Source organism: Lysobacter sp. (genome assembly GCA_013141175.1).
Taxonomy (GTDB): Bacteria; Pseudomonadota; Gammaproteobacteria; order Xanthomonadales; family Xanthomonadaceae; genus Lysobacter_I.
Window position 1 is genome coordinate 3,745,110 of record JABFRN010000001.1, and the last position, 23,931, is coordinate 3,769,040.

18 protein-coding genes and 1 tRNA gene are annotated in these 23,931 nt (G+C 65.4%); 12 read left to right on the forward strand and 7 right to left on the reverse strand.

The annotated features are described in order from the left end of the window. Positions 1–2 precede the first annotated feature (2 nt). Positions 3–2,375, reverse strand: a complete 2,373-nt coding sequence (ppsA, locus tag HOP03_16510) for a phosphoenolpyruvate synthase (GenBank protein ID NOT89760.1) — start codon at positions 2,373–2,375, stop codon at positions 3–5. Positions 2,376–2,552: 177 nt separating this feature from the next. On the opposite strand from ppsA, the gene HOP03_16515 reads away from it, so the two are divergent. Then, entirely contained in the window at positions 2,553–3,374 is an 822-nt protein-coding gene (locus tag HOP03_16515; protein ID NOT89761.1) for a kinase/pyrophosphorylase, read from the forward strand. Between the two features lie 414 nt (positions 3,375–3,788). Here HOP03_16515 and HOP03_16520 read toward each other — a convergent pair. Beyond that, a tRNA-Ser gene (locus HOP03_16520) sits at positions 3,789–3,881 on the reverse strand. A 125-nt stretch (positions 3,882–4,006) separates the two neighbouring features. Between HOP03_16520 and dnaX the strand changes: the two genes are divergently transcribed. The 5 genes from dnaX to HOP03_16545 all read left to right on the forward strand — a co-directional run bounded on the left by dnaX (position 4,007) and on the right by HOP03_16545 (position 8,149). Then, positions 4,007–5,716: a DNA polymerase III subunit gamma/tau gene (gene dnaX, locus HOP03_16525; GenBank protein ID NOT89762.1), complete on the forward strand. Its 1,710-nt coding sequence runs from the start codon at positions 4,007–4,009 to the stop codon at positions 5,714–5,716. Between the two features lie 18 nt (positions 5,717–5,734). Next, a complete protein-coding gene (locus HOP03_16530) occupies positions 5,735–6,061 on the forward strand; it encodes a YbaB/EbfC family nucleoid-associated protein (GenBank protein NOT89763.1) in 327 nt (108 codons plus the stop codon). Between the two features lie 114 nt (positions 6,062–6,175). Next, the gene (gene recR / locus HOP03_16535; GenBank protein ID NOT89764.1) at positions 6,176–6,775 is read left to right on the forward strand and encodes a recombination protein RecR; all 600 of its coding nucleotides are present in this window, start codon (positions 6,176–6,178) and stop codon (positions 6,773–6,775) included. A gap of 173 nt (positions 6,776–6,948) precedes the next feature. Further along, on the forward strand, positions 6,949–7,290 hold the full coding sequence (locus HOP03_16540; GenBank protein ID NOT89765.1) for a histidine triad nucleotide-binding protein: 342 nt from the start codon (positions 6,949–6,951) through the stop codon (positions 7,288–7,290). Between the two features lie 16 nt (positions 7,291–7,306). After that, positions 7,307–8,149 carry a TIGR02452 family protein gene (locus HOP03_16545; protein ID NOT89766.1) on the forward strand — a complete coding sequence of 281 codons (843 nt, stop codon included), beginning with the start codon at positions 7,307–7,309 and terminating at the stop codon, positions 8,147–8,149. 49 nt (positions 8,150–8,198) lie between these two features. Here HOP03_16545 and HOP03_16550 read toward each other — a convergent pair whose 3' ends face one another. Both HOP03_16550 and HOP03_16555 read right to left on the reverse strand, forming a co-directional pair. Then, a complete protein-coding gene (locus HOP03_16550) occupies positions 8,199–9,074 on the reverse strand; it encodes a PhzF family phenazine biosynthesis protein (protein ID NOT89767.1) in 876 nt (291 codons plus the stop codon). Positions 9,075–9,147: 73 nt separating this feature from the next. Continuing rightward, positions 9,148–10,023, reverse strand: coding sequence for a PhzF family phenazine biosynthesis protein (locus HOP03_16555; protein ID NOT89768.1), 876 nt, complete (start codon positions 10,021–10,023; stop codon positions 9,148–9,150). Between the two features lie 78 nt (positions 10,024–10,101). On the opposite strand from HOP03_16555, the gene HOP03_16560 reads away from it, so the two are divergent. The 3 genes from HOP03_16560 (at position 10,102) to HOP03_16570 (ending at position 16,445) form a co-directional block, all read left to right on the forward strand. After that, on the forward strand, positions 10,102–12,738 hold the full coding sequence (locus HOP03_16560) for a bifunctional aspartate kinase/diaminopimelate decarboxylase (GenBank protein NOT89769.1): 2,637 nt from the start codon (positions 10,102–10,104) through the stop codon (positions 12,736–12,738). 1,166 nt (positions 12,739–13,904) lie between these two features. Further along, positions 13,905–15,542 carry a UDP-N-acetylmuramoyl-L-alanine--D-glutamate ligase gene (locus HOP03_16565; protein NOT89770.1) on the forward strand — a complete coding sequence of 546 codons (1,638 nt, stop codon included), beginning with the start codon at positions 13,905–13,907 and terminating at the stop codon, positions 15,540–15,542. 105 nt (positions 15,543–15,647) lie between these two features. Further along, positions 15,648–16,445 (forward strand): dienelactone hydrolase family protein, encoded by a 798-nt coding sequence (locus tag HOP03_16570; GenBank protein NOT89771.1) that lies wholly within the window; start codon positions 15,648–15,650, stop codon positions 16,443–16,445. Here the strand turns inward: HOP03_16570 and HOP03_16575 are convergent. Together HOP03_16575 and HOP03_16580 are read right to left on the reverse strand one after the other, a co-directional pair. Next, positions 16,424–16,690 carry a helix-hairpin-helix domain-containing protein gene (locus HOP03_16575; GenBank protein ID NOT89772.1) on the reverse strand — a complete coding sequence of 89 codons (267 nt, stop codon included), beginning with the start codon at positions 16,688–16,690 and terminating at the stop codon, positions 16,424–16,426. The genes HOP03_16570 and HOP03_16575 overlap by 22 nt on opposite strands. Then, entirely contained in the window at positions 16,683–17,678 is a 996-nt protein-coding gene (locus HOP03_16580) for an octaprenyl-diphosphate synthase (GenBank protein NOT89773.1), read from the reverse strand. Before HOP03_16580 ends, HOP03_16575 begins: the two co-directional genes overlap by 8 nt. A 158-nt stretch (positions 17,679–17,836) precedes the next feature. On the opposite strand from HOP03_16580, the gene ssb reads away from it, so the two are divergent. Then, positions 17,837–18,346, forward strand: a complete 510-nt coding sequence (ssb, locus tag HOP03_16585; protein ID NOT89774.1) for a single-stranded DNA-binding protein — start codon at positions 17,837–17,839, stop codon at positions 18,344–18,346. Between the two features lie 174 nt (positions 18,347–18,520). After that, positions 18,521–21,553: a DUF2135 domain-containing protein gene (locus HOP03_16590; protein ID NOT89775.1), complete on the forward strand. Its 3,033-nt coding sequence runs from the start codon at positions 18,521–18,523 to the stop codon at positions 21,551–21,553. A 21-nt stretch (positions 21,554–21,574) separates the two neighbouring features. On the opposite strand, the gene HOP03_16595 is transcribed toward HOP03_16590, so the two are convergent. After that, on the reverse strand, positions 21,575–22,849 hold the full coding sequence (locus tag HOP03_16595) for an acyltransferase (GenBank protein ID NOT89776.1): 1,275 nt from the start codon (positions 22,847–22,849) through the stop codon (positions 21,575–21,577). Positions 22,850–22,975: 126 nt separating this feature from the next. On the opposite strand from HOP03_16595, the gene HOP03_16600 reads away from it, so the two are divergent. Next, the gene (locus HOP03_16600) at positions 22,976–23,905 is read left to right on the forward strand and encodes a LytTR family transcriptional regulator (GenBank protein ID NOT89777.1); all 930 of its coding nucleotides are present in this window, start codon (positions 22,976–22,978) and stop codon (positions 23,903–23,905) included. Positions 23,906–23,931: the final 26 nt, after the last annotated feature.

Genomic DNA, 23,931 nt, shown 5'->3' on the forward strand with positions numbered 1-23,931 from the left:
TATCAACCCGCTTTCGACTTCGCCAACCGCAACCACGTATCGACCACGGTGTCCGGGTTCAGCGACACCGATTCGATGCCTTCCTGCATCAGCCATTCGGCGAGATCGGGGTGGTCGCTGGGGCCCTGGCCGCAGATGCCGATGTACTTGCCTTTGCGCTTCGCGGCCTGGATCGCCATCGACAGCATCTTCTTGACCGCCGGGTCGCGTTCGTCGAACAGATTGGCGACGATCGCCGAATCGCGGTCCAGGCCCAGCGTCAGCTGGGTCATGTCGTTGGAGCCGATCGAGAAACCGTCGAAGATATCGAGGAATTCGTCGGCCAGCAGCGCGTTCGACGGCACTTCGCACATCATGATGATCTTCAGTCCAGCCTTGCCTTGTTCCAGGCCGTTCTCTTTCAGCACTTCGATCACCTTGCGGCCTTCGCCGAGCGTGCGCACGAACGGAATCATCACCCAGCAGTTGTCGAGGCCCATGGTCTCGCGGACCTTGCGTACCGCCCGGCATTCCAGCGCGAACGCATCGCGGAACGACGGATCGACGTAGCGACTGGCGCCGCGGAAACCGATCATCGGGTTCTCTTCGTGCGGCTCGTAGCGCGCGCCGCCGATGAGGTTGGCGTATTCGTTCGATTTGAAATCGGAGAGACGCACGATCACCGGGTTCGGCGCGACCGATGCGGTGATGGTGGCGATGCCCTCGGCGAGACGGTCGACGTAGAAATCGACCGGACTGGCGTAACCCGCCATCTTCGCGTCGATCTTGCGTTTGACCTCGGCATCCTGATTCGCGTAATCGAGCAGCGCCTTGGGATGCACGCCGATATGGCTTGCGATGATCATTTCCAGACGCGCGAGGCCGATGCCGGCATTCGGCAACATCGCGAAATCGAAGGCGCGCTCCGGGTTCGCCACGTTCATCATGATCTTCAGCGGCGCTGGCGGCATATTGTCCAGATCGGTGACGATGCGCTCGAACGGCAGCAGGCCTGCGTAAATGAAGCCGGTGTCGCCTTCTGCGCAGCTCACCGTCACTTCATGGCCATCGACGATGGTGTCCAGCGCATTGCCGGTGCCGACCACGGCGGGAACGCCGAGCTCGCGCGCGATGATCGCGGCGTGGCAGGTGCGGCCACCGCGATTGGTGACGATGGCCGAGGCGCGCTTCATCACCGGCTCCCAGTCGGGATCGGTCATGTCGGCGATCAGCACATCGCCGGGCTGCACGCGGTTCATGTCCGCGAGCGAGCGCACCACGCGGGCGACGCCGCTGCCGATCTTGTGACCGATCGCACGGCCTTCGCAGACCACGTCGCCGCGACGGCCGAGGCTGTAGCGTTCGATCTGGGTGGCGTGCGCGCGCGACTTCACGGTTTCCGGGCGCGCCTGCACGACGAAGAGCTTGCCGGTGATGCCGTCCTTCGCCCACTCGATATCCATCGGCCGGCCGTAGTGTTCCTCGATGGTCAGCGCCTGCCGCGACAGTTCCTGCACGTCTTCGTCGGTGATCGAGAACGCATTGCGCAGTTCGGTCGGCGTGTCTTCGTTGCGCACGCGCTCGCCGGGCTTGTCGGAATAGACCATGCGGATCTGTTTGGCGCCCATCGAACGGCGCAGGATCGCCGGCTTGCCCGCGCGCAGGGTCGGCTTGTAGACATAGAATTCGTCGGGATTCACCGCGCCCTGGACCACGTTCTCGCCCAGGCCGTAGCTTGCGGTGACGAACACCACGTCGCGGAAACCGGATTCGGTGTCGAGGGTGAACAGCACGCCGGACGAACCGACATCCGAGCGCACCATCAGCTGCACGCCGGCCGAGAGGAATACATCCTCGTGCTTGAAGCCGTGATGCACCCGGTAGGCGATCGCCCGGTCGTTGTAGAGGCTGGCGAACACTTCCTTGACCTTTCGCACCACATCGTCGGCGCCGGTCACGTTGAGGAAGGTTTCCTGCTGGCCGGCGAACGAGGCGTCGGGCAGGTCTTCAGCGGTGGCCGAAGAGCGCACGGCGACCGCGATTTCCGAGCCGCCGTTGTCGGTGCAGAGCTGCGCGTAGGCGCTGCGGATATCGGAGTCGAGCTGCAGCTGCAGCGGCGCATCGATCACCCATCCACGGATTTCGGCGCCGGCGGCGTTCAGTGCGTGCACGTCTTCGACATCCAACGTCGCCAGACGGTCGAAGATCCGCTGATGCAGCGTGTTGTGGGCGATGAAGTCCTTGAACGCCTCGGCGGTGGTGGCGAAGCCGCCCGGTACCGACACCCCCAGCCCGGCCAAGTGGCAGATCATCTCGCCGAGGGAAGAATTCTTGCCGCCGACGCGGGCAAGGTCGGACAGCCGCAGCGCGTGCAGCCAGAGGATGTTGTCGTTCAAGGCGTGAAGTCTCCGAAGAGGACGCGGCGTGGGGCCGGGAAAGCGGATATTTTAAGCCATCGCCGGACATTGCCGGGCCTGTGTTGTGACCGCAATCGTAGTCGCGGGGCTCGAGCTGCAACGTTCACAGTCAAAAAATGCTTTGTAAATCAATCGATTGATCGGAAAACACCGCGCATGTCATCCATTCGTCCAGTGTTCTATGTTTCAGACGGCACCGGCATCACCGCCGAGACCATCGGCCACAGCCTGCTGACCCAGTTCACGGGTACGGACTTCCGCACGGACCGGTTGCCGTTCGTGGACACCGCGGAAAAGGCGGTGGAAGCAGCGGCCCGTATCCGCGCCGCCGGAGAGGCTGTCGGTGGCCGGCCGATCGTCATCAATTCCTGCGTCGACGCCAGTCTCAGCGCGGTGTTGGCGGAGAGCGGGGCGCTGATGCTGGACGTGTTCGCGCCGTTCATCGCGCCGCTGGAGCGCGAACTGGGCCAGCAGCGCCAGTCGCGGGTGGGGCAGGCGCATGGCATGGTCGATTTCGAGACCTACCACCGCCGCATCAACGCGATGAACTTCGCGCTGACCCACGACGACGGCATCGCCACCAATTACGACGAGGCGGATGTGATCCTGGTTGCGGTCTCGCGCGCCGGCAAGACCCCGACCTGCATCTATCTGGCGATGCATCACGGCGTGAAGGCTGCGAATTACCCGCTGACCGACGAGGACCTGGAGCACGATCGCCTGCCGCCGCGACTGCGTCAGCACCGCGCCAAACTGTTCGGGCTGACCATCGATCCGGTGCGGCTGCAGCAGATCCGCCAGGAACGTCGCGCCAATTCGCGTTACGCCCAGTTGGAAACCTGCAAGCGCGAAGTCGCGGCGGCGGAGGCGATGCTGCGCGCCGAACGCATCGCCACGCTCAGCACCACGCACACCTCGATCGAAGAGATCGCGAGCAAAGTGATGTCGACCCTGGGGATCCAACGCGAGATGTATTGAATGCGGCCGGTCGGAAATGCATGCGCCACCGGCACCAGTCGCGTACGGATTCAGCAACAATTATCAGCACATGCGAGCCTGCGACGCTCGCACTACCCGATGCTGACCGCCGTGGAGCAGTCGGCCTCGCGCATATGCTGATGCCGGCGCGCCGGATCCGTGCAGTTGATCGCAGTGAAGCGCGGTCCCAGTGCCCGGAAAACGGCTCAGCGCGTCGATGGCCGTTCCCATGTCGTGGGCAGGGGTGTTGCCCTTCAGGCTCGAAAGCCGCCACCGGAAGAACCACGGGGTGGTCGGAGATCGCGCGAAATGGCGGAGGATGCGCATCGGGCGATGTGTCCCGATTGGTGTCCTGTACCCAAAGTCATGCTCTGAAAAAGGAAAACCCCTGACGGGTCAGGGGTTTGCGTGATCTGGCGGAGAGAGGGGGATTCGAACCCCCGAAGCGCGGTTTAGACGCTTACACACTTTCCAGGCGTGCTCCTTCAACCACTCGGACACCTCTCCGTTTCCACCCCGATTCCGGCGTCCAGCCGTGTTCAGGACCGCCGATTCTATCCGGCCTGCGGTCCTTGGACAAGGAAGCCCTCGGCTTGCGTCGGCCGAACCGTCGCGCGTGGCAGAATGTACCGATGTCCTATCTCGTCCTCGCCCGCAAGTGGCGCCCCAAGCGTTTCGCCGAACTGGTCGGGCAGGAGCATGTCGTCCGTGCGCTCACCAATGCGCTCGACACTGGCCGTGTGCACCATGCTTTCCTGTTCACCGGCACACGCGGGGTGGGCAAGACCACGATCGCCCGGATCTTCGCGAAATCGCTGAACTGCGAGCGCGGCACGTCGGCGGAGCCCTGCGGCGAGTGCAATTCCTGCCGCGATATCGACGCCGGGCGGTTCATCGACCTGCTCGAGATCGACGCCGCGAGCAACACCGGCGTGGACGATGTGCGCGAGGTGATCGACAACGCCCAGTACATGCCATCGCGCGGCCGGGTGAAGGTCTATCTGATCGACGAAGTGCACATGCTCTCGAAATCGGCCTTCAATGCGCTGTTGAAGACGCTGGAAGAGCCGCCGGGGCACGTCAAATTCCTGCTCGCGACCACCGACCCGCAGAAACTGCCGGTCACCGTGCTGTCGCGCTGCCTGCAATTCAATCTGAAACGGCTGGAAGAGCCCCAGATCCAAGGGCAGATCGCGAAGATTCTCGAAGCGGAAGGCATCCCGGCCGAGGCCGGCGCGATCCGCCAGTTGTCCAAGGCCGCCGACGGCAGCCTGCGCGATGGTCTGTCGCTGCTCGATCAGGCCATCGCTTACACCGGCGCAAGCAACGGCGGCTCCGCGCTCACCGATGCCGGCGTTGCGACCATGCTCGGAACGGTCGACCGCATGCGCGTCGGTGCAGTGCTGAACGCGCTTGCGGATGGCGACGGCGAGAATCTCCTGGCGGAGATCGCTGCGTTGGCCGATTTTTCGCCGGACTGGGCCGGGGTGATCGATGCCATCGCCGAGGCCTTGCACCGGGTGCAGGTGCGGCAACTGGTGCCTTCGGCTGAAATCGAGGCCGATGGCGTCGACATCGACGCACTCGCTGCCAAGTTGCGGCCGGAAGTCGTGCAGTTGTGGTACCAGATGGCGCTGCACGGTCGCCGTGACCTGGGGCTGGCGCCCAGTCCGCGTGGTGGATTCGAGATGACCGCACTGCGGATGCTGGCGTTCCGTCCCGCCGAAGCGGGTGCGGCGACAGTCGGCGCACCGGCAACGACAATTGCCCGCGGCCCCGAAGCGGCACGTGCGGCGCTGGATGCGTCCGCGCAACGTCCACAGACCACTGCCCCTGCGGCGCCGGCCCGGGCGCCGCTGCCAGCGACTTTCGATCCACCGCCGATACGATCCTCACCGGTTGCCGTTGAGCCTTCAGTTCCGGCGATGCCTGTTGCGGCGCCAATGATCGAGATCGACAACGACCGTTGGCTCGACCTGCTTGCCAACAGCGGCCTGCGCGGACCTGCGCGCGAACTCGCTGCCCATGCCGCGTTCTCCGGTTATGCGGATGGCGTGCTGCGGCTGTCGCTGTCGGCCGACGACGATCATCTGCGCAGCCCGTCTCTGGTCAAGGCGCTGACCGATACGATCAGCGCGCAACTCGGCGGCATGGTGCAGCTGAAATTCGACAACGCCAAACCGGCCAACGCCGAAACCCTGCATCAGCGCGTCGAACGTCAGCGCGACGCCAAGCAGACCGTCGCCGAAGAACAATTCATGGCCCATCCCGACGTGCAGCGGTTGATGAGCCAACAGGGTGCGAAACTCGTGCCCGATTCCATCCGTCCATTCGAAGACTGAACCCGAGAGATCGCACCCATGCGTGGAAATATCGCCCAATTGATGCAACAGGCGCAGAAGATGCAGGAAAACATGCAGCGCGCCCAGGAAGAACTCGCCAAGCTCGAAGTCACCGGCAGCGCCGGCGGCGGCATGGTCAGCGTGACGCTGACCGGCCGCATGGAATGCCGCAGCGTGAAGATCGATCCCAGCGTGTTGTCCGATGCGGAAATGACCGAAGATCTGGTGGTCGCGGCGATCAACGACGCAGTGAACAAGGTCAATGCCGAATCGCAGGCCAAAATGTCCGGCGCGACGGCGGGCATGCCGATCCCGCCGGGGATGAAGATTCCGGGGATGTTCTGATTTGATGCCCGTCATTCCCGTGAACGCGGGAACCCAGCGTCTTTTGCCTGATCTTTTGAAAATCCCGATTGAAAGTCACTGGGTTCCCGCGTTCGCGGGAATGACGACGCGAAGATGACCGTATCCCTCCTCGAACAGCTGATCGACGCCTTCCGCATCCTGCCCGGGGTCGGCCAGAAAACCGCGCAGCGGATGGCCTATCACGTGCTGGAGCGCGATCGCGACGGCGGTCAGCGGCTTTCCGAAGCATTGGCTGCGGCGGTCGACCGCATCGGCCACTGCGCCCGCTGCCGCGATTTCAGCGAAGCCGAACTCTGCGCGACCTGCGCCAACGCTTCGCGCGATGCGCATCTGCTGTGCGCGGTGGAATCGCCGGCGGACAGACTTGTCATCGAACAGGCCACCGGTTATCGCGGTCTGTATTTCGTCCTGCAGGGCCGGCTCAGTCCGCTGGACGGTATCGGCCCGCGTGAGCTCGGTCTCGAAAAGCTTGCCGCGCGCTTTGCGGAAGGCGAGGTGCAGGAACTGGTGATCGCGACCAACCCGACGGTCGAAGGCGAAGCCACCGCGCATTACCTCGCGCAGCTCGCGCGCCAGCACAACGTCAAACCGACCCGGCTCGCGCACGGCGTTCCGCTGGGCGGTGAACTCGAATACGTCGATCGCGGCACCCTGTCGCATGCCTTCGGTACCCGCAGCGAAATGCCGGTGTGATCCAGATGCGCCTTTGTGGGAGCGACGGAAGTCGCGATGGCTCGCTGCAAGTCTTGACCAGCCATGCGGCTGTTGAAAGCCCGTAGCCTATCGCGACTTCCGTTCGCGACTTCCGTCGCCCCTGCAAAAGCGGATACCGTGCATACAATTCTTCAGGATTCAGGAGGCTCGCCATGTCGGACACCATCTTCCACAAGATCATCGACCGCCGGATCCCGGCGGATATCGTCTATGAAGACGAGCATCTCATCGCTTTCCGCGACATCGCGCCGCAGGCGCCGGTGCACGTGCTGTTCGTGCCCAAGGTGACCATTCCCACGCTCAACGATGTGCAGCCCGAACAGGCCGGGATCGTCGGCCGCCTCGCCATCGCCGCTGCGAATTACGCCAAAGCGCAGGGATTCGCCGAAGACGGCTACCGCATCGTGATGAACTGCAACGACCACGGCGGACAGACGGTGTTCCAGATCCATCTGCATCTGCTGGCGGGGGCGCCGTTGGGCAGGTTCGGATAAATTTGGAGCAGGCCGGATGAGTCGTCACCTCCGCGCGAGCCTTGCCGAGCAGACGCTTCGCATCGTCGAGGATCGTGGTTATGCCAATGCGTCTGGAATCCGGGTCGACCTTGGCGAGGCGATCGCGAATTGCCTCGATGCCACGCGCCTGCATGCCGCTGAAGACATTGCACGATTCCGTGAAGAACAACGGACGCAGAGCGGTGCCGGCCCGGATGCGGTCATGGATGTCGTCAATGAGACCACGCTGGCCGGTCTTGCTGCATTGTTGAAGGAGGATGACTCCCCGGTTGCAGTGCTGAATTTTGCTTCGGCGAAGCACCCTGGTGGCGGCTTTCTGGGCGGCAGTCAGGCCCAGGAAGAATCGCTGGCGCGGAGTTCTGCCCTTTATGCCTCACTGCTACGTGCGGAAGCGTTTTATCAGCGACATCGTGCGTCTTCGTCCTTGCTGTATTCGGATGCGATGATACTTTCGCCGGATTGCCCGGTGTTCCGCGACGATGCAGGTGCGCTTCTCGATGCACCCCGCATCGCAGGATTCATCACCAGCGCGGCGCCCAATGCCGGCGCCATCGCGATCAATCGCCCCGACGAGCTGCCGCTGATCGAAGAGACATTCATCGGCCGCGCGGAAGGCGTGCTCGCGCTTGCCGCCGCGCATGGTTATCGCCGCCTGGTGCTGGGTGCGTGGGGCTGCGGCGTCTTCCGCAACGATCCCATGATGGTCGCCCAAGTGTTTGCCCGGCATCTCAAGCGAGGCGCCTGGATGGAACGCTTCGATCGGGTGCGGTTCTCGGTGCTTGATACAGGGAAAGACGTCCGGACATTCGCGGCATTCGAGAATGCGTTGTCGCTGTGAAATCCGGATTGGAAAAACGCCCACGTATTGTTCCCGGAGAGGGCAAAACCTACCACTTCAGATCGCCCTGGACCACCGTGCACACCCGCCCCCCGGACCACACATCGCCAGCGTCGTCGACGGTGAGTTCGATGATCGCATCATGGCCGACTTCGCGACCCTGGCTGATGCGATAGAAGCCGCTGTCGCCGGGCAATGCGTTCTGCGACGCCAGCCATGCGGCGAGGGTGGCGTTGGCGGCGCCGGAAGCGGCGTCCTCGAACTGCGCGGGTGCGCCGACCCAGGCGCGGACGGCGAGGTAATAGACCGGGTCGTCGCTGCGCGCGTAGGCGCACAGGCCCATGCTTTCGGTCGATTGCGCGAGCGTCGAGATCGCCTCCCACGGGGGCGTTGCCGTGCGCAGCGCGGTTTCGCTCTCCAGTTCGGCCAGCCACCAGCGTCGGCCCCCGTCCATCAGCGCGGGCGGCAATACGCCCAGCGGAAGATCGCGCAGCACATCACGCAGGCGCGGGTCGTCCGCGTTGGCGATCTCGCGCACGCTGGCGCGTGGCGTGCGTACGGCGATGGTGCGTTTCGGGCCTTCGCCGGTCACGCGCAGCGGCAGTTTGCCGGCGATGCCGTCCTGCACGAGCAGGCCGTCGCGCGGTGCCGCGAGCCCGGCTTCGAGCACCGCATGCGCGGTGCCGACGCTGGGATGACCGGCGAAGGGAACCTCACGACGCGGGCTGAACATGCGGATGCGGTAACTGCTGTCTTCGTCGATCGCCGGAAGCACGAACGTGGTTTCCGGCAGCCGCGTCCATTTGGCGATGGCCTGCATCTGCGCGTCGGTCAGCCCCTCCGCGTCCAGCACGACCGCCAGCGGATTGCCGGCGCCGGGGCGGTCGGCGAAAACATCGACTTGGGCATAGCGTCGGGCATTCATCGGCGGGGCGGTCCTGCGGGGTCGGGTGCGCAGAGTAGCAGCGGGTGTGCTGCGGAATTGCGTCGCGGTCGCATCACCAGGCGACTTCACCACGGATCACCGGCTGCACTTCGCCGCCGATCCACATTTCGTTTTCGGCATCGATGCGCACCGTCACCCGTCCATCGCGCCCGAGTTCGCGACCCTGGCTGCCGATGTAGATGCCGTCCCGGCCCGGGAGTCGGCCGGCGGCAGCGAGCCGCGCGCCGATCGAGGCCTGTGCGCTGCCGGTGACCGGGTCCTCGGGAATGTTGTCGGCCGGGCAGAACGCGCGGACCACGAGATGATGGCCGTCGCGTTCGTCAGGCGCGTGCACCGTCAGTCCGGTCGCGCCGGTGGCTTCGGTCAAGGTGGCAATCGCGGCGAGGTCGGGCTGCAGTCCGCGCACGGCGTCGGCGTCGGCCAGCTCGATCAGCCACCATCGCGGCCCGTTGTCCCATAGGGCGCGCTCAAGCGCGCCGACGCGCATGTTTCGAGTCGCTGCATCCAACAGGGCCGGTGCGAGTTCGGCACCGCCGACCCGTCGCGCGCGTGGCGCGCGGACGCTCGGAATCCATCCGTCGATCCCGTATCCGATCTCCACCGGCAGCAGGCCCGCTGCGCATTCCTGCATCAGTCGCGTCTTCCCGCGCATCACCAGGCCGGTGTCGATCGCAGCCCATGCGGCGCCGACGCTGGGATGGCCGGCGAACGGCAGTTCCTGGCGCGGCGTAAAGATGCGTACGCGGTAATCCGCAGCGGCGACGGTCGGCGACAGCAGGAAGATGGTTTCGGAAAGGTGGGTCCAGGCTGCGAAGGCCTGCATCTGCGAAGGATCGAAGCGATCGCCCTCGATCACCACACCCAATGGGTTGCCTGTGCCCGGGCGGGTGGCGAAGACATCCAATTGCAGATAGCGCAGCGGCATCATGCAGGTGGTTCCGGTGGCATAGAATGCGAAGTTCCGGCGCATGCCGGTACCCCCAGTCTACCGAACCCCTCACTGCCGATGCCCGAGACGCACTCCGCCGATCCCCGCCGCGCCGGCCCCTGGATCGTGCTCAAATTCGGCGGCACCTCGGTGTCGCGCCGCCACCGCTGGGACACCATCGGCCGATTGGCGCAACAGCGGGCCGATGAGAATGATGCGCACGCGGTTGCGTCCCGTGTCCTGGTGGTGGTGTCGGCGCTGTCGGGCGTCACCAACGAACTTCAAGCCATCGCCGATGGTCGCGGGATCCACGAGCGGATCGATGCGCTGGTCGAACGTCATCGTGCGTTCTGCGGCGAACTCGATCTTGATGCCGACCTTGCGCTCGGCGAGCGGCTGTCGGTCCTGCGGGCGCTCGGCAGCGATGCGCGCGCAGCATCGCGCAGCCTGGACTGGCAGGCGGACGTCCTGGCGCAGGGCGAGTTGCTGTCGTCGACGCTCGGTGCGGCGTATCTGCGCGCGCAGGGCCTCGATTTCGGCTGGTGCGACGCACGCGACTGGCTGTCGGCGGTGTCGTTGCCGAATGCCAGTGCGTGGGCGCAGCGGCTGTCGGTCAATTGCAGATATCGCGACGATGCCGGCACAGGCGACGACTTCGCGCAGCGCTTCGCGTCGCAGTCGACGCGGATGCTGATTTCGCAGGGTTTCATCGCTCGACATGCCGATGGCGGCACCGCGATTCTCGGCCGTGGCGGCTCCGACACGTCGGCTGCGTATTTCGGTGCCCTGCTCAAAGCGCAGCGGGTCGAGATCTGGACCGATGTGCCCGGCATGTTCAGCGCGAACCCGCGCGAAGTGCCCGACGCGCGGCTGCTGACCCGCCTCGATTATGCGGAAGCGCAGGAAATCGCGACCACCGGCGCGAAAGTGCTGCATCCGCGCTCCATCGCGCCGTGCCGCGACACCGGCGTCGCGATGGCGATCCTCGACACCGAACGCCCGGGACTGCCGGGCACGCGCATCGACGGCAATGCAGCCACGGTGCCGGGCGTGAAGGCGATCAGCCGCCGCAACGGCATCGTGCTGGTGTCGATGGAAAGCATGGGCATGTGGCAGCAGGTCGGTTTCCTCGCCGACGTGTTCGAGCGCTTCAAGCGTCATGGGCTGTCGATCGATCTGATCGGCTCGTCCGAAACCAATGTCACCGTGTCGCTCGACCCCAGCGAAAACCTGGTCAGCAGCGATGTGCTGGCCAAGCTGTCCGCGGATCTTGCCGAAGTCTGCCGGGTGAAGGTCATCGCGCCGTGCGCCGCGATCACCCTGGTCGGCCGCGGCATGCGCTCGCTGCTGCACAAGCTGTCGGATGTGTGGGCGACCTTCGGCCGCGAGCGCGTGCATCTGATTTCGCAGTCGTCGAACGATCTGAATCTGACCTTCGTCATCGACGAAGCCGATGCCGACGGCCTGTTGAACGAACTGCACGGCGAATTGATCCGCGGCGGCGCGATGCCGGTGCAGGATGCCTCGGTGTTCGGCCCGAGCTGGACCGAGATCGCGCATGGCAAAGCGCAGCGCGATGCGCCGTGGTGGCAGCACCGCGCCGCCGATCTGATCGTGCGCGCGCAGGCTGGAACGCCGCGCTATGTCCATCACCTTCCGACCGTACGCGAACGCGCGCGGATGCTGCGGGAGACGACTGCGATCGATCGGCGTTTCTATGCGCTGAAAGCCAATGCGCACCCGGAGATCCTTCGCGCGCTCGAGCAGGAAGGATCAGGTTTCGAATGCGTGTCGCTTGGCGAGGTCGAACATGTCTTCGCGATCTTGCCGGGCATCGACCCGCACCGCGTACTGTTCACGCCGAGTTTCGCGCCGCGCGCCGAATACGATGCCGCGTTCGCGCGCGGGGTCAACGTCACTGTCGACAGCGTCGAAGCGCTGCAGCATTGGCCCGGGACCTTCCGTGGCCGCGCGCTGTGGCTGCGGTTGGATCTGGGGCGTGGCGACGGTCATCACGCGAAAGTCCGCACCGGCGGCGCCGAGGCCAAATTCGGCCTGCCGCTGGGCAAGGTCGATGCCTTCGTGGCCGAAGCGCGCAAGCTCGATGCGACGATCGTGGCGCTGCACGCGCATCTCGGCAGCGGCATCGACAATCCGGGCCACTGGCGCGATGTCTACGCCGATCTCGCCGGCCTCGCCGAGCAGATCGGTACGGTCGATACGCTCGACATCGGCGGCGGGCTGCCGGTGCCGTACACGCCGGATGCGCGGCCGTTCGATGTTGCCGCGTGGCGCGCGGGGTTGGATGAGATCAAGTCTGCGTTCCCGGGCTTTCGTCTCGCGGTCGAGCCGGGGCGCTATCTCGTCGCCGAAGCCGGCGTGCTGCTGCTGCATGCAACGCAGGTGATCGAAAAGGACGGCGTACGTCGTATCGGTCTGGACGGTGGCATGAATGCTTTGATCCGCCCGGCGATGTACGACGCCTACCACGGCATCCATAATCTTTCGCGTCTCGACGATGTCGAAGCCGTTGCGTTCGATGTGGTCGGGCCGATCTGCGAAAGCAGCGATGTCTTCGGCCGCGCGCGCACATTGCCCAAAGCCACGGCGGAGGGCGATGTCGTGCTGATCGCCGACGCGGGTGCCTATGGCATGGCGATGGCCAACACCTACAACCTGCGGGCGCTGCCTGCAGAGGAAATCCTGGATGTTTGATGTTCCGGCTTGCGCATGGCAATTCCAGCGCGACGCGATCCGCGTCTTCCATTTCGTCCGCTGTGCCATGGATACGCAGACCGGTGTCGCGCAGTTGGTCTACGCCTTCGATGATGGCCCGGAGCTGATCGAAACCATCACTGTGCCCGGCGCGCCGTTCCATCTCGACGGCCTGCGCGCCGCCGCAGCGGAACAAGCGCTGCGCCTGCTGCACCTGATCGCCGGCATCAGCTATTACAAAGCGGCAGTACCACCGACGATCGCCGTCGACAGCTACAGCATCGATGCCGATACCGCCACGCTGCTGGAAACGATCTATCTCAATGGCCTCGGCGAATTCGCGTATCGCAATGGCCTGGATCTGCACGGGAAGATCCGGTTTCCTGTGGGGGGGGCTTCAGGCCCGACGGGCACCGACCCGCCGGTATCGGTGTTCGGGGCTGAAGCCCTTCCCACAAGTGCGGATTCGCTCGGCTTGCGCGAACACGCGTTGGTCGCGATCGGCGGCGGCAAGGATTCGCTGGTGAGCATCGAGGCCCTGCGCGGCATCGGCGTGGAACAGACCGTGACCTGGATCGGTGGTTCGCAGTTGATCAAGGCCTGCGCAGAGCGCACCGGGCTGCCGACCTTGAATCTCGGTCGTCAGCTTGCGCCGGAGTTGTTCGAGTACAACCGCCAAGGCGCGTGGAACGGGCATATCCCGGTGACTGCCGTGAATTCGGCGATCCTGGTGTTCGCGGCGGTGTTGCTGGATGCCGACCAGGTGGTGTTCTCGAACGAGCGCTCGGCCAGTTACGGCAGCATGATCGAAGGAACAGGCGAGGTGAATCACCAGTGGTCGAAAGGCTGGGCGTTCGAGCAGGCGTTCGGCGACCACGTGCAGCGCCATGTCGCAGCCGACCTGAAGTATTACTCGCTGTTGCGCCCGCTCAGCGAACTGGCGGTGGCGCGGCAGTTCGCGAAGACCGATCGTTACGACGCGCATTTCTCCAGTTGCAATCGCAACTTCCATATCCTCGGCGAGCGTCCTGTCAACCGCTGGTGCGGCGTCTGCCCGAAATGCCATTTCGTGTTCCTGGCGCTGGCGCCGTTCATGTCGAAACCGCGCCTGGTCGGTATTTTCGGCCGCAATCTGCTCGACGATGTCTCGCAGATCGGCGGTTACGATGCGTTGCTGGAATACCAGGACCACAAGCCGTTCGAGTGCGTGGGCGAGGGCAGGGAATCGCGCGCGGCCATGGCGACGCTCAGCGAGCGTCCGGAATGGCGCGAGGACGAGATCGTCGAGCGTTTCGCCCGTGAAATCCGCCCGCAGCTTTCGCCGGTCGAACAGCAGGTCGCACCGATGCTGGTCATCGACGACGAGCATCGCGTGCCGTCCGTCATCTGGGAACGCCTGCGTGCGCAATTCGCCGCTTAGCATTTCGCGACTCGACGGTTTGCGGGTCGCGCTCTGGGGCTGGGGCCGCGAGGGCCGTGCCGCATATCGCGCGCTGCGGCGCCGTTCGCCGGCGCTGCCGCTGACATTGTTCTGCGGTGCCGATGAAATCGAAGAAGCGCACGCACTCGAAGACGAGTTGCTGACGATCGACACCGATGCCGGCATCGAGCATCTGTCCCGGTTCGATGTGGTGGTGAAATCTCCCGGCATCAGTCCGTACAGGCCCGAAGCGCTCGGCGCCGCGCAGCGCGGCACGCGCTTCATCGGCGGCACCGCGTTGTGGTTCGCCGAAAATCCCGGGGCACGCACGATCTGCGTCACCGGCACCAAGGGCAAGAGCACCACCACCGCGCTGCTCGCGCATCTGTTGCGTGCCGGCGGGCATCGCACTGCGCTGTGCGGCAATATCGGGATGCCGCTGCTGGAGCTGCTCGATGTCGAGCCATCGGCGGAATTCTGGGCGATCGAACTGTCGAGCTACCAGACCCGCGATGTCGCGGCGTCCGGCGTGTCGCCGGAGATCGCGGTGGCGACCAATGTGTTCCCGGAGCATCTCGATTGGCACGGCAGCGAAGCGCGTTACGTCGAGGACAAGCTGGCGCTGTTCATCGAGGCGAAGCCGCGCATCGCGATCCTCAACGCGGGCGATCGCGCGCTGGCTGCGCTGGACTTGCCCGACAGCGAAGTGCGCTTTTTCGGTGGCGCCGGCGGCTGGCATCTGCGTGGCGACGTGGTCTGTCGCGGCGAAGAGGCGGTCTTCGACACCAGTGGCCTGCCGCTGCCCGGACGCCACAATCGCGGCAATCTGTGCGCGGTATTCGCGGCCATCGAAGCGTTGGGGCTCGACGCCGCCGCGCTGGCGCCGCATGCCGCCAGTTTCCAGCCACTGCCGCACCGGCTGCAGGCGCTGGGCATGCGGAACGGCATCCTCTACGTCAACGATTCGATCAGCACCACGCCGCATGCCAGTCTTGCCGCGCTGGACTGTTTCCGCGCGCAGCGGGTCGCCTTGATCGTGGGCGGGCATGATCGCGGAATCGATTGGGCCGATTTCGCCGAAGCCATGCATGCGCAAGCGCCTGCGGCCATCGTGACTGTCGGTCAGAACGGTCCGAAGATCCATGGGTTGTTGGCGCCGGTCGCGGCGGCGGCGGGCTTCGCGCTCGCTGAAGCCGGCGATCTGGGCGAGGCCACCGCCCGGGCGCGCGACCTGCTCGGCGGCGAAGGCGTGATCCTGCTTTCGCCCGGTGCGCCCAGCTTCGGCGCCTACCGCGACTACACCGAGCGCGGGCGGCATTTCGCGACCCTTGCGGGGTTCGATCCGGAGACGATCGCTGCCATCCCGGGGCTCGGGATCGATTGAGCCTTCGGACCGGGCGGCGCCATCCGGCCGACGCCCGTGGCGGCAATCGTCGTGGTTTCCGGGTAGTCTGGACCGCTACCCCCAGAACACCCAAGGAGTACGGTCATGCGTTCGATGCGATGGGCAGGTTTGTTCGCCCTGTTGTCTTTTTCCCTGATGGCCTCCCCGGCGTTTGCTGCGATGCAGGCCAAACCAGTCGAGTGGAAGCAGGGCAAGCAGCGTTTCAGCGGTTTTCTCGTCTACAACGATGCCACCACGACCAAACGCCCGGGTCTGATGATGGTGCCCGATTGGAAAGGCGTGACCCCGGCGGCGGTCGAGAACGCCAAACAGATCGCCAATGCCGGCTACGTCGTGCTGGTCGCGGATGTCTACGGCAAAGGCATACGCCCGAAGGACGACAAGGCTGCGCGTGCGCAGGTGACGAAACTCTACGAGAACCTTCCGGGCCTGCGCGCGCGCGCCGCCGCAGCGCTCGAAGCACTGCGCGGACAGGCCAAGAACGCACCGATCGACATCGCCCGCATCGGCGCGATCGGATTCTGCTTCGGCGGCAAGACCGTGCTCGAGCTCGCGCGCGGCGGTGCCGATGTGGCGGGGGTCGTGAGCTTCCACGGCGGCCTCGACACGACGATGCCCGCGCCATCCGGCGGACTCAAGGCCAGCGTGCTGGTGCTCAACGGCGCGGACGACACCAATGTGCCGGCCGAGCAGATCCAGGGTTTCCAGGGCGAAATGAAGAATGCGGGCGCGGACTGGCAGTTCGTGAACTTCAGCGGCGCGGTGCATTGCTTCGCGCTGGAAAGCGCCAACAGCCCGCCGAACTGCGTCTACAACGCGCTTGCGGCCAAACGCGCGTATACGATGATGAACCAGTTCTTCTACGAGCGTTTCGGCGGCTGAGTCGCGGTTTCCGCCGCGGCGATCGCTCCGGCGATCGCCGCGCGCGCCTGCGGGCTGTTGCGCCAGCAGGTGGTGCCGAGCATCGCCGCGATCCGCTTCACGATGCCATCCACATCGGTCTTCGCCAGCGTTTGCAGCGAATCGAATCCGATCTGTTCGAGGCGGCCGATCACGGTCGGCCCGACGCCCTTCACGGTCAGCAGCAGTGCGCGTTCGTCGGCGGAAAAGCCCACCGCGTCAGTGATCGCGACGGACGGCGTAGCGCGCCAGCCCGCGCAAGGCGGCAATGGCGTCGTTCTCGTCCAGTCCGTCCAATGCCGCCTCGGCCGCCGCCGCGTACGTTTCCGCACGACGACGGCTGTATTCCAATCCTCCGGTGGCTTCGATCGCCGCCAAGACTTCCGGCATCGCATCGACATCGCCGTTTTCGACGATGGCGCGCAGGCGGTCGCGCATGCCCGGACCGGAATGCTGGATCGCATGGATCAGCGGCAGGGTCGCCTTGCCTTCGGCCAGATCGTCGCCCAGGTGCTTGCCGAGTGCGGTTTCGTCGGCGCTGTAATCCAGGACGTCGTCGGCGATCTGGAAAGCGTATCCCAGCGCCATGCCGTAATCGTGGAGGCGCTGCTGCACGGTGTCGTCGCTGCCGGCGAGATAAGCGCCGAGCCGGGTCGCGGCGGCGAACAGCACGGCGGTCTTGCGTTCGATCACCTTGAGATACGCCGGTTCGTCGGTGTCCGGGTTGCGGATGTGCAGCAACTGCAGGACTTCGCCCTCGGCGATGGCGTTGGTGGTGTCGGCAAGGACCTTCATCACCGGCAGCCGCTCCAGTTCGACCATCAACTGGAAGCTTCGCGAGTAGAGGAAATCGCCGACCAGCACGCTGGCGGCGTTGCCGAACAGGGCATTGGCGGTCTTGCGGCCACGGCGCAGGTCGGATTCGTCGACCACATCGTCGTGGAGCAGGGTAGCGGTATGGATGAATTCGACCACCGCCGCCAGTTGGTGGGCGTCCGCCCCGCCGTGGCCGAGGCCCCGGGCGGCGAGCAGCAGCAGCATCGGGCGCAGGCGCTTGCCGCCGGCGGCGATGATGTGCTCGGCGACCTGATTGACGAGGGCCACGTCCGATCCCAGGCGCCGGCGGATCAGCGCGTCGACTGCAGCCATGTCCGGGGCGGCGAGGGCCTGGATAGCGGGCAGATCGAGCGAAACGGGCGCCGAGGTCGCTTCCATGGGGGATCCAGACAGGTGAGGCGCACATTATAAGAGGCCCAGCCTTGCGGGTTCAGGCATTTCTTACCCGCTCATGCGGAGAACCCCGATACCCGGGTGGTGGCCGGCTATAATCCAATGCTCATCGCCAATACCGGCGACTCAGCAGGAAACTGTTCATGGCACGCGGCGTCAACAAGGTGATCCTGGTCGGCAACCTCGGCAACGATCCCGACACCAAATACACCCAGGGCGGCATGGCCGTCACCAAAATCAGCCTGGCGACCACTTCGGTCCGCAAGGACAAAGAGGGCAACACCCAGGAGCGCACCGAGTGGCACCGGGTGACCTTCTTCGGCAAGCTCGGCGAGATCGCTGGCGAATACCTGCGCAAGGGTAGCCAGGTCTACGTCGAAGGCTCGATCCGCTACGACAAATACACCGGCCAGGACGGCGTCGAGAAATACACCACCGATATCATCGCCGACGAAATGCAGATGATGGGTGGTCGCAGCGAAGGCGGTGGCAGTGGTGGTGCCGAACGCCCGGCGCGCGCGCCGCGCGAGAGCGGTGGTGGTGGCGGCTACGGCGGCGGCCAGCGCAGCGGTGGCGGCGGTCAACGCCAGCAACCGGCGGCGAGCAGTCCTCCGCCGATGGACGATTTCTCGGACGACGATATTCCGTTCTGATCCGCGATCCGCGATCCGCGGGCGGCTGGAAGGATTGTCGAAAGGCCCGTTTCCGCGGGCCTTTCTTTTTTCATCCGCCTGCATCGCATCGGCTCGGATCGCATTCGAACGCTCACCTCGACCCCATTCGTGCACGCGGGCCGTTCAGTCGTCATCATCCTCAGGGGACATGCCATGCAACGAAGCTTCGCGAGCACCGCATTTTTCACGTTCGTCGCTGGACTGCTGCTCAGCCAGACGATCACCCCGCCAGCGCAGGCGCAGCGCGCCGCCGACCGCAACGCGACAACGGCCATCACCGCGCCGCCGTTGATTTCCGCGCCCGGCGCGGAAATCCCGGTCGCTCTGCGCTCGGCCACGGTGCAGGTCGAAACCGACGGCGGACTGGCACGCACCACGCTGCTGCTGACGCTCTACAACCCCAACGACCGGCTACTGGAAGGCACGCTGGAATTCCCGCTGCAGCCGGGCCAGCAGGTCAGTGCGTTCGCGCTGGACATCGGCGGCGAACTGCGCGATGCGGTGCCGGTACCGAAGCAGAAGGCGCAGCAGGTGTTCGAGAGCATCGAGCGCCGCAACGTCGATCCGGGACTGCTCGAGCAGACGGCCGGCAATCATTTCCGGCTGCGGGTGTATCCGATTCCCGCGCGCGGCACGCGCCAGGTGCGCCTGGCGATCGATGAGGCGCTGCGTCGCGAGGGCGATGCATGGCGGCTCGATGTACCGGTGCAATTGCTCGCCGATGCCGACCATCTGTCGCTCGCGATCCGCGTCCGCGGCCTGAGCGTGTCGCCCGTGCAGCGCGGCACGTTCGATGCGCTGCGCTTCGAGCGCGTCAAGGGTGGCTATGCCGCCCGCTACGAGCTCCTGCGCGAGCGGCTGCCCGCGTCGCCCGGGACGTACCGTCTGCCGCCGCTGGGTTTCCGCCTGCCTGCGGTCGCATCCGCGCAGACCTATGTGCAAGCTTTCGATGGCGACCGCTTCGCGCTGGTCGATCTGCCGTTGGCGGTCACGCACGGCCGCCCGAGGACGCTGCCGTCTTCGGTGGGTTTGCTGTGGGATGCGTCGGGATCGGCGCGCAAGCGCGACCGGCAGAGCGAATTCGCTCTGCTCGATCGCTATTTCAAGGCGATGGGCGATGGCAGCGTGACGCTGCGTCTGCTCCGCGACGTGGGTGAAGACGGCGGTCGCTTCCAGATCCGTGACGGCGACTGGAGCGGATTGCGAAAAGCGCTCGAAACCGCCGTCTACGACGGCGCCAGCGACCTCGCCGATTGGACGCCCGAGGCTGGCATCGGCGAATACCTGCTGGTCAGCGATGGCCTGCGCAACTACGGCGACGATGCCTTTCCGGTGCTGCGCGAAGGACAGGTGTTGTATGCATTGAGTTCCGTCGGCGCGAACGCCGATGCCACGCGGTTGTCGGCGCTGGCCGAAGCGCGCGGTGGACGGCTGGTGCAGTGGCAGGGCCGCGAAGGTCTCGACACCGCCGCCAACGCGCTGCTGAGCGAAGGCAGCCGTATCGTCGGACTGGAAGGCGACGGCATCGAGGACCTGCAGCCGCAGGCCTGGGCTGCCGATGGTGGGCTGCTGCGTATCGCAGGGCGACTCACCGAACGGACCGCGACCGTCCGCGTGCGGCTGCGCGAAGGCGGCAGACTGCGGACCGTTGAAGTTCCGGTGGCCGCGGATGCGCCCGAGAGCAATCAGGTGGCGACGCTCTGGGCCAGTTGGCGGGTCGCCGCGCACATGGCCGAGCCGGAGCGCCATCGCGCTGCGATCACGCGTCTGGGCCAGCGCTTCGGTCTGGTGACGCCAGGCACATCGCTGTTGGTGCTGGAAGCCGCCGCCGATTACGTGCGCTACGACATTCCGGCGCCCGCCGCATTGCGCGCCGAAGTCGATGCGCTGCGCCGCTCGCAGGTTGCCGAGAAAGCGCAATCGCGCAGCCAGCGGCTGGAAGAAGTCGCGTCGCGCTTTGCCGAACGCCAGAGCTGGTTCGCGCGCAAATTTCCGAAAGGCAGTCCATCGAAACCCGAAGCCAGGAAGGATGAGGTCGCTGTCACCGGCGCCCGCCTTGAGCGCAGTGCGGACAGCGACGACCAACGTGCCCGGCGTAGCGAAGGTGAAGCCTTCGCCGGCGCTCCGCCGCCTCCACCGCCGCCGGCGCCGATGCCGTCGCAGGCACCGGCCGAAATGGATGCCATCGTTGCCGCGGACGCCGAAGCACCGGCCGGGGCGGTCGCGAATCGGGCGGTGGCGCCGCTAGCGAAAGACAAGGCTGGATCCGAAGGCCAGGGCGTCTCCATCCAGTTGCAGGCCTGGGCGCCGGATTCGCCTTACGCCCGTCGTCTGCGCGACGCCAAGGCCGAAGATCTTTACAACGTCTATCTCGACGAGCGCGACAGCCATGCGTCGAGCACCGCGTTCTATCTCGATGTCGCCGATCTCCTGCTGCGCAAGGGCCGCCGTGCCGAAGCCCTGCGGGTGCTGTCGAATCTGGCCGAACTCGATCTCGAAAACCGCCACGTGCTGCGCGTGCTCGGCTATCGCCTGATGCAGGCCAAGGACCACGCCCGGGCGGTCGAAGTCTTCCGCGACGTGCTGCGCCTCGCCGACGAAGAACCGCAGAGCCATCGCGACCTCGGGCTTGCGCTGGCGGCGGCAGGACAGCGTCAGGAAGGCATCGAGCGCCTGTATGAAGTCGCCGCGCGGCCGTGGGATGGGCGCTTCTCTGAAGTCGAACTTGTCGCGCTGAACGAACTGAACGCGGTCATCGCCACCAGTTCGCAGCCGCTCGACACCGCCTTCATCGACCGTCGCCTGCTGAGCAACATGCCGCTCGACCTGCGCGTCGTGCTGGGCTGGGACAGCGACAACAGCGACATGGACCTGTGGGTGACCGATCCCAACGGCGAACGTTGTTACTACGGCAATCGCAACACTTACCAGGGTGGCCTGCTCAGCGACGATTTCACCGGCGGCTACGGTCCCGAGGAATTCGTGCTGCGCGATGCCAAGCCCGGCAAGTACAAGGTCGAAGCCAATTTCTTCGGCGACCGCCAGCAGATCGTGACCGGTGCGACCACGCTGAGCATGCAGTTCAGCACCGGCTGGGGCACCCGCCGACAGCAGGATCAGAGTGTCACCCTGCGCCTGAGCGGGCAGAGCGAGACGGTGTTCGTCGGCGAGTTCGAGGTGAAGTAACCGTCCGATGGCTTCGGAACATCATCGCCCGGCGCGCCCGGGCGATGATGGACGCGTCGGGCCTTCATTCATTCCATCGTCGTCGCAGCGGAATGCAGCGCTGCAAGGTCTGCTCCGGGCAGGTGGACTCGCCTTCAGCCCGAACAGCGGCCGTATCCAGCGCACGCGACGCACGATCTCGAACCCGAGGAAGCACAGTGCGAACGTGGCCATGACCAGCAGCGGACCTTCGATGCCAGGGCGCAGGCCCAGCGGCTGCGCGTTGTGGGCAAGTACCACGATGATCGTCTGGTGCAGGATGTAGACCGGGAACACCGCTTCGCGCAGATAGCGCAGGGCCGCCGAGTCGTTGAAGGCGATGCCCCGCACGAAACCGAAGATCGCCGCGATCGCAGTCCACTGCAGCAGTGCCCAGACCACGCGCTGCATCATCCGAAGCGCTTCCGGCGGGGGTGTGCGCTCGTCGCTGTAGCCGCTGGCGTAGAAGTACCAGACGATCAACGCATAGCCGGCCATGGCGGCGACCAGCGACCGCCAGCGCATCCGCTGCAAGGCGTCCCAGAATCCGTCGCGACTGGCGACCAGCATGCCGAGCAGGAACAGCGGCAGGTATTGGGCATGGTTGTACCAGTCGTCGACCAGCGCATGGGTCGATTCGAAGCGCGCGACCAGCGCGAGCCGTGCGATCGCAAGCAGCAGGGCCGGCCACAGCAGCGCGCCGACGCCGGACAAGCGGCGTTCCAGCCAACCACCGACGCGCGCCATCGCATCGGGCGCGAACCTCAGCAGCGCCCAGCCGATCATCGTGTAGACCCAGAGGTAGGCGACGAACCACAGATGGTTCCAGGTCGGCACATCCAGGCACTCGCCATCGCGGCAGAAGTCCGGGTCGTTCTGCAGGTACCGCACCCAGAAGGCGGCATGGCCGTCGTGATAGCCGCCGGGCAGCTTCTCGACCACCTCGTAATAAGACTGCGGTGCCACCACCACCAGCATCCCGAAGATCAGCGGCAGGAGCAGGCGCCGGCTGCGCTGTCGAACGAAACCGGCCGGCCGTTTTCCGAACAGGAATGCAGTGGCCGCGCCCGAGACCAGAAACAGCAGCGACAGCCGCCAGGGCGAGGTCAGAAGCATCAGCGGTTCGATGGTCTCGCTTGCGTACGGGCTCTTCACATGCCAATCCCAGGACACGTAGTACATGCCGGTGTGGTAGAGCACCAGCAGGAAGAAGGCGGCTATCCGCACCCAGTCCAGGTCGTATCGGCGCTGCATCGGTGGTCTCCGATCGGAAAGCATCCACTCTCGGCGACTGCATGCCCGGGAACGATGCGAAGTGCCGGATTGCAGGCATCGGGGGATGAATCGCGGGGTGGAGGGACGAACACGAAGCGGCATGCATGCCGGGATGCCTAGAATGCGCGGATGCCGATCTCCCCCGATTCCAGTTCCGATACCGATGTCGATGCGCGCGCCGATCGAAGCGCCGCCGCAGGTTTGTCGCGCCAGCGGCCTTGGCGGCGATTGCTCGAGATCGGGTTCTGGTGCCTGATCCTCTCGATCAACGGCATCGGCAACAGCATCACCACTGTCATCGACCTGCGCCGCGAGGGTTCTGACACGCAGGACTGGGAACCTTTCGTCTGGGAAGGCAGCAGTGCGCTGGTCTGGTTGCTGGTGCTGGTGCCGATGATCGTCCGCTTCAGCCGCCGGTTTCCGATCCATTGGGACACTTGGCGTCAGTATCTGCCGTGGCATGTCACGGCCAGCTTGGTCGCATCGCTGATCCACGTGGCCGGCATGGTCGCTCTACGCGAGCTGGCCTATGCCATGGAAGGGGTCGACTACGATTTCGGCGTCTGGTCGACAGAATGGCTCTACGAATACCTGAAGGATGTGCGCAGCTATGCGGTGATCGTCGCGGTGATCGAGCTTTACCGCTTCCTTGAACGCCGGGTGCAGGGCGAGGCCAGCCTGCTCGATCGCCCGGATGAGGGCGATCCGGTCGAGCCGGTGGACCGTCCGGAACGGTTTCTTGTCCGCAAGCTCGGCCGCGAATTCCTGATCGCCGCGAACGACATCGAATGGCTGCAGGCCGCCGGCAACTACGTCAACCTCCGGGTCCGGGGGCACGACTATCCGTTGCGCAGCACGGTCGCGGGTATCGAGTCGCGGCTCGATCCGACGCGCTTCGCGCGGATCCACCGCAGTTACGTCGTCAATCTGGCGCAGATCGCCTCGATCGAACCCCTTGACGACGGCGACGCACGCATCCACCTCAAGGACGCCATCGTCCTGCCGTGCAGCCGGCGCTATCGCGAGCCGCTGCGGGCACGTGCGAGTGCAACGGCATGAACGCCTGCAAGGCGCGCAATCCGGTT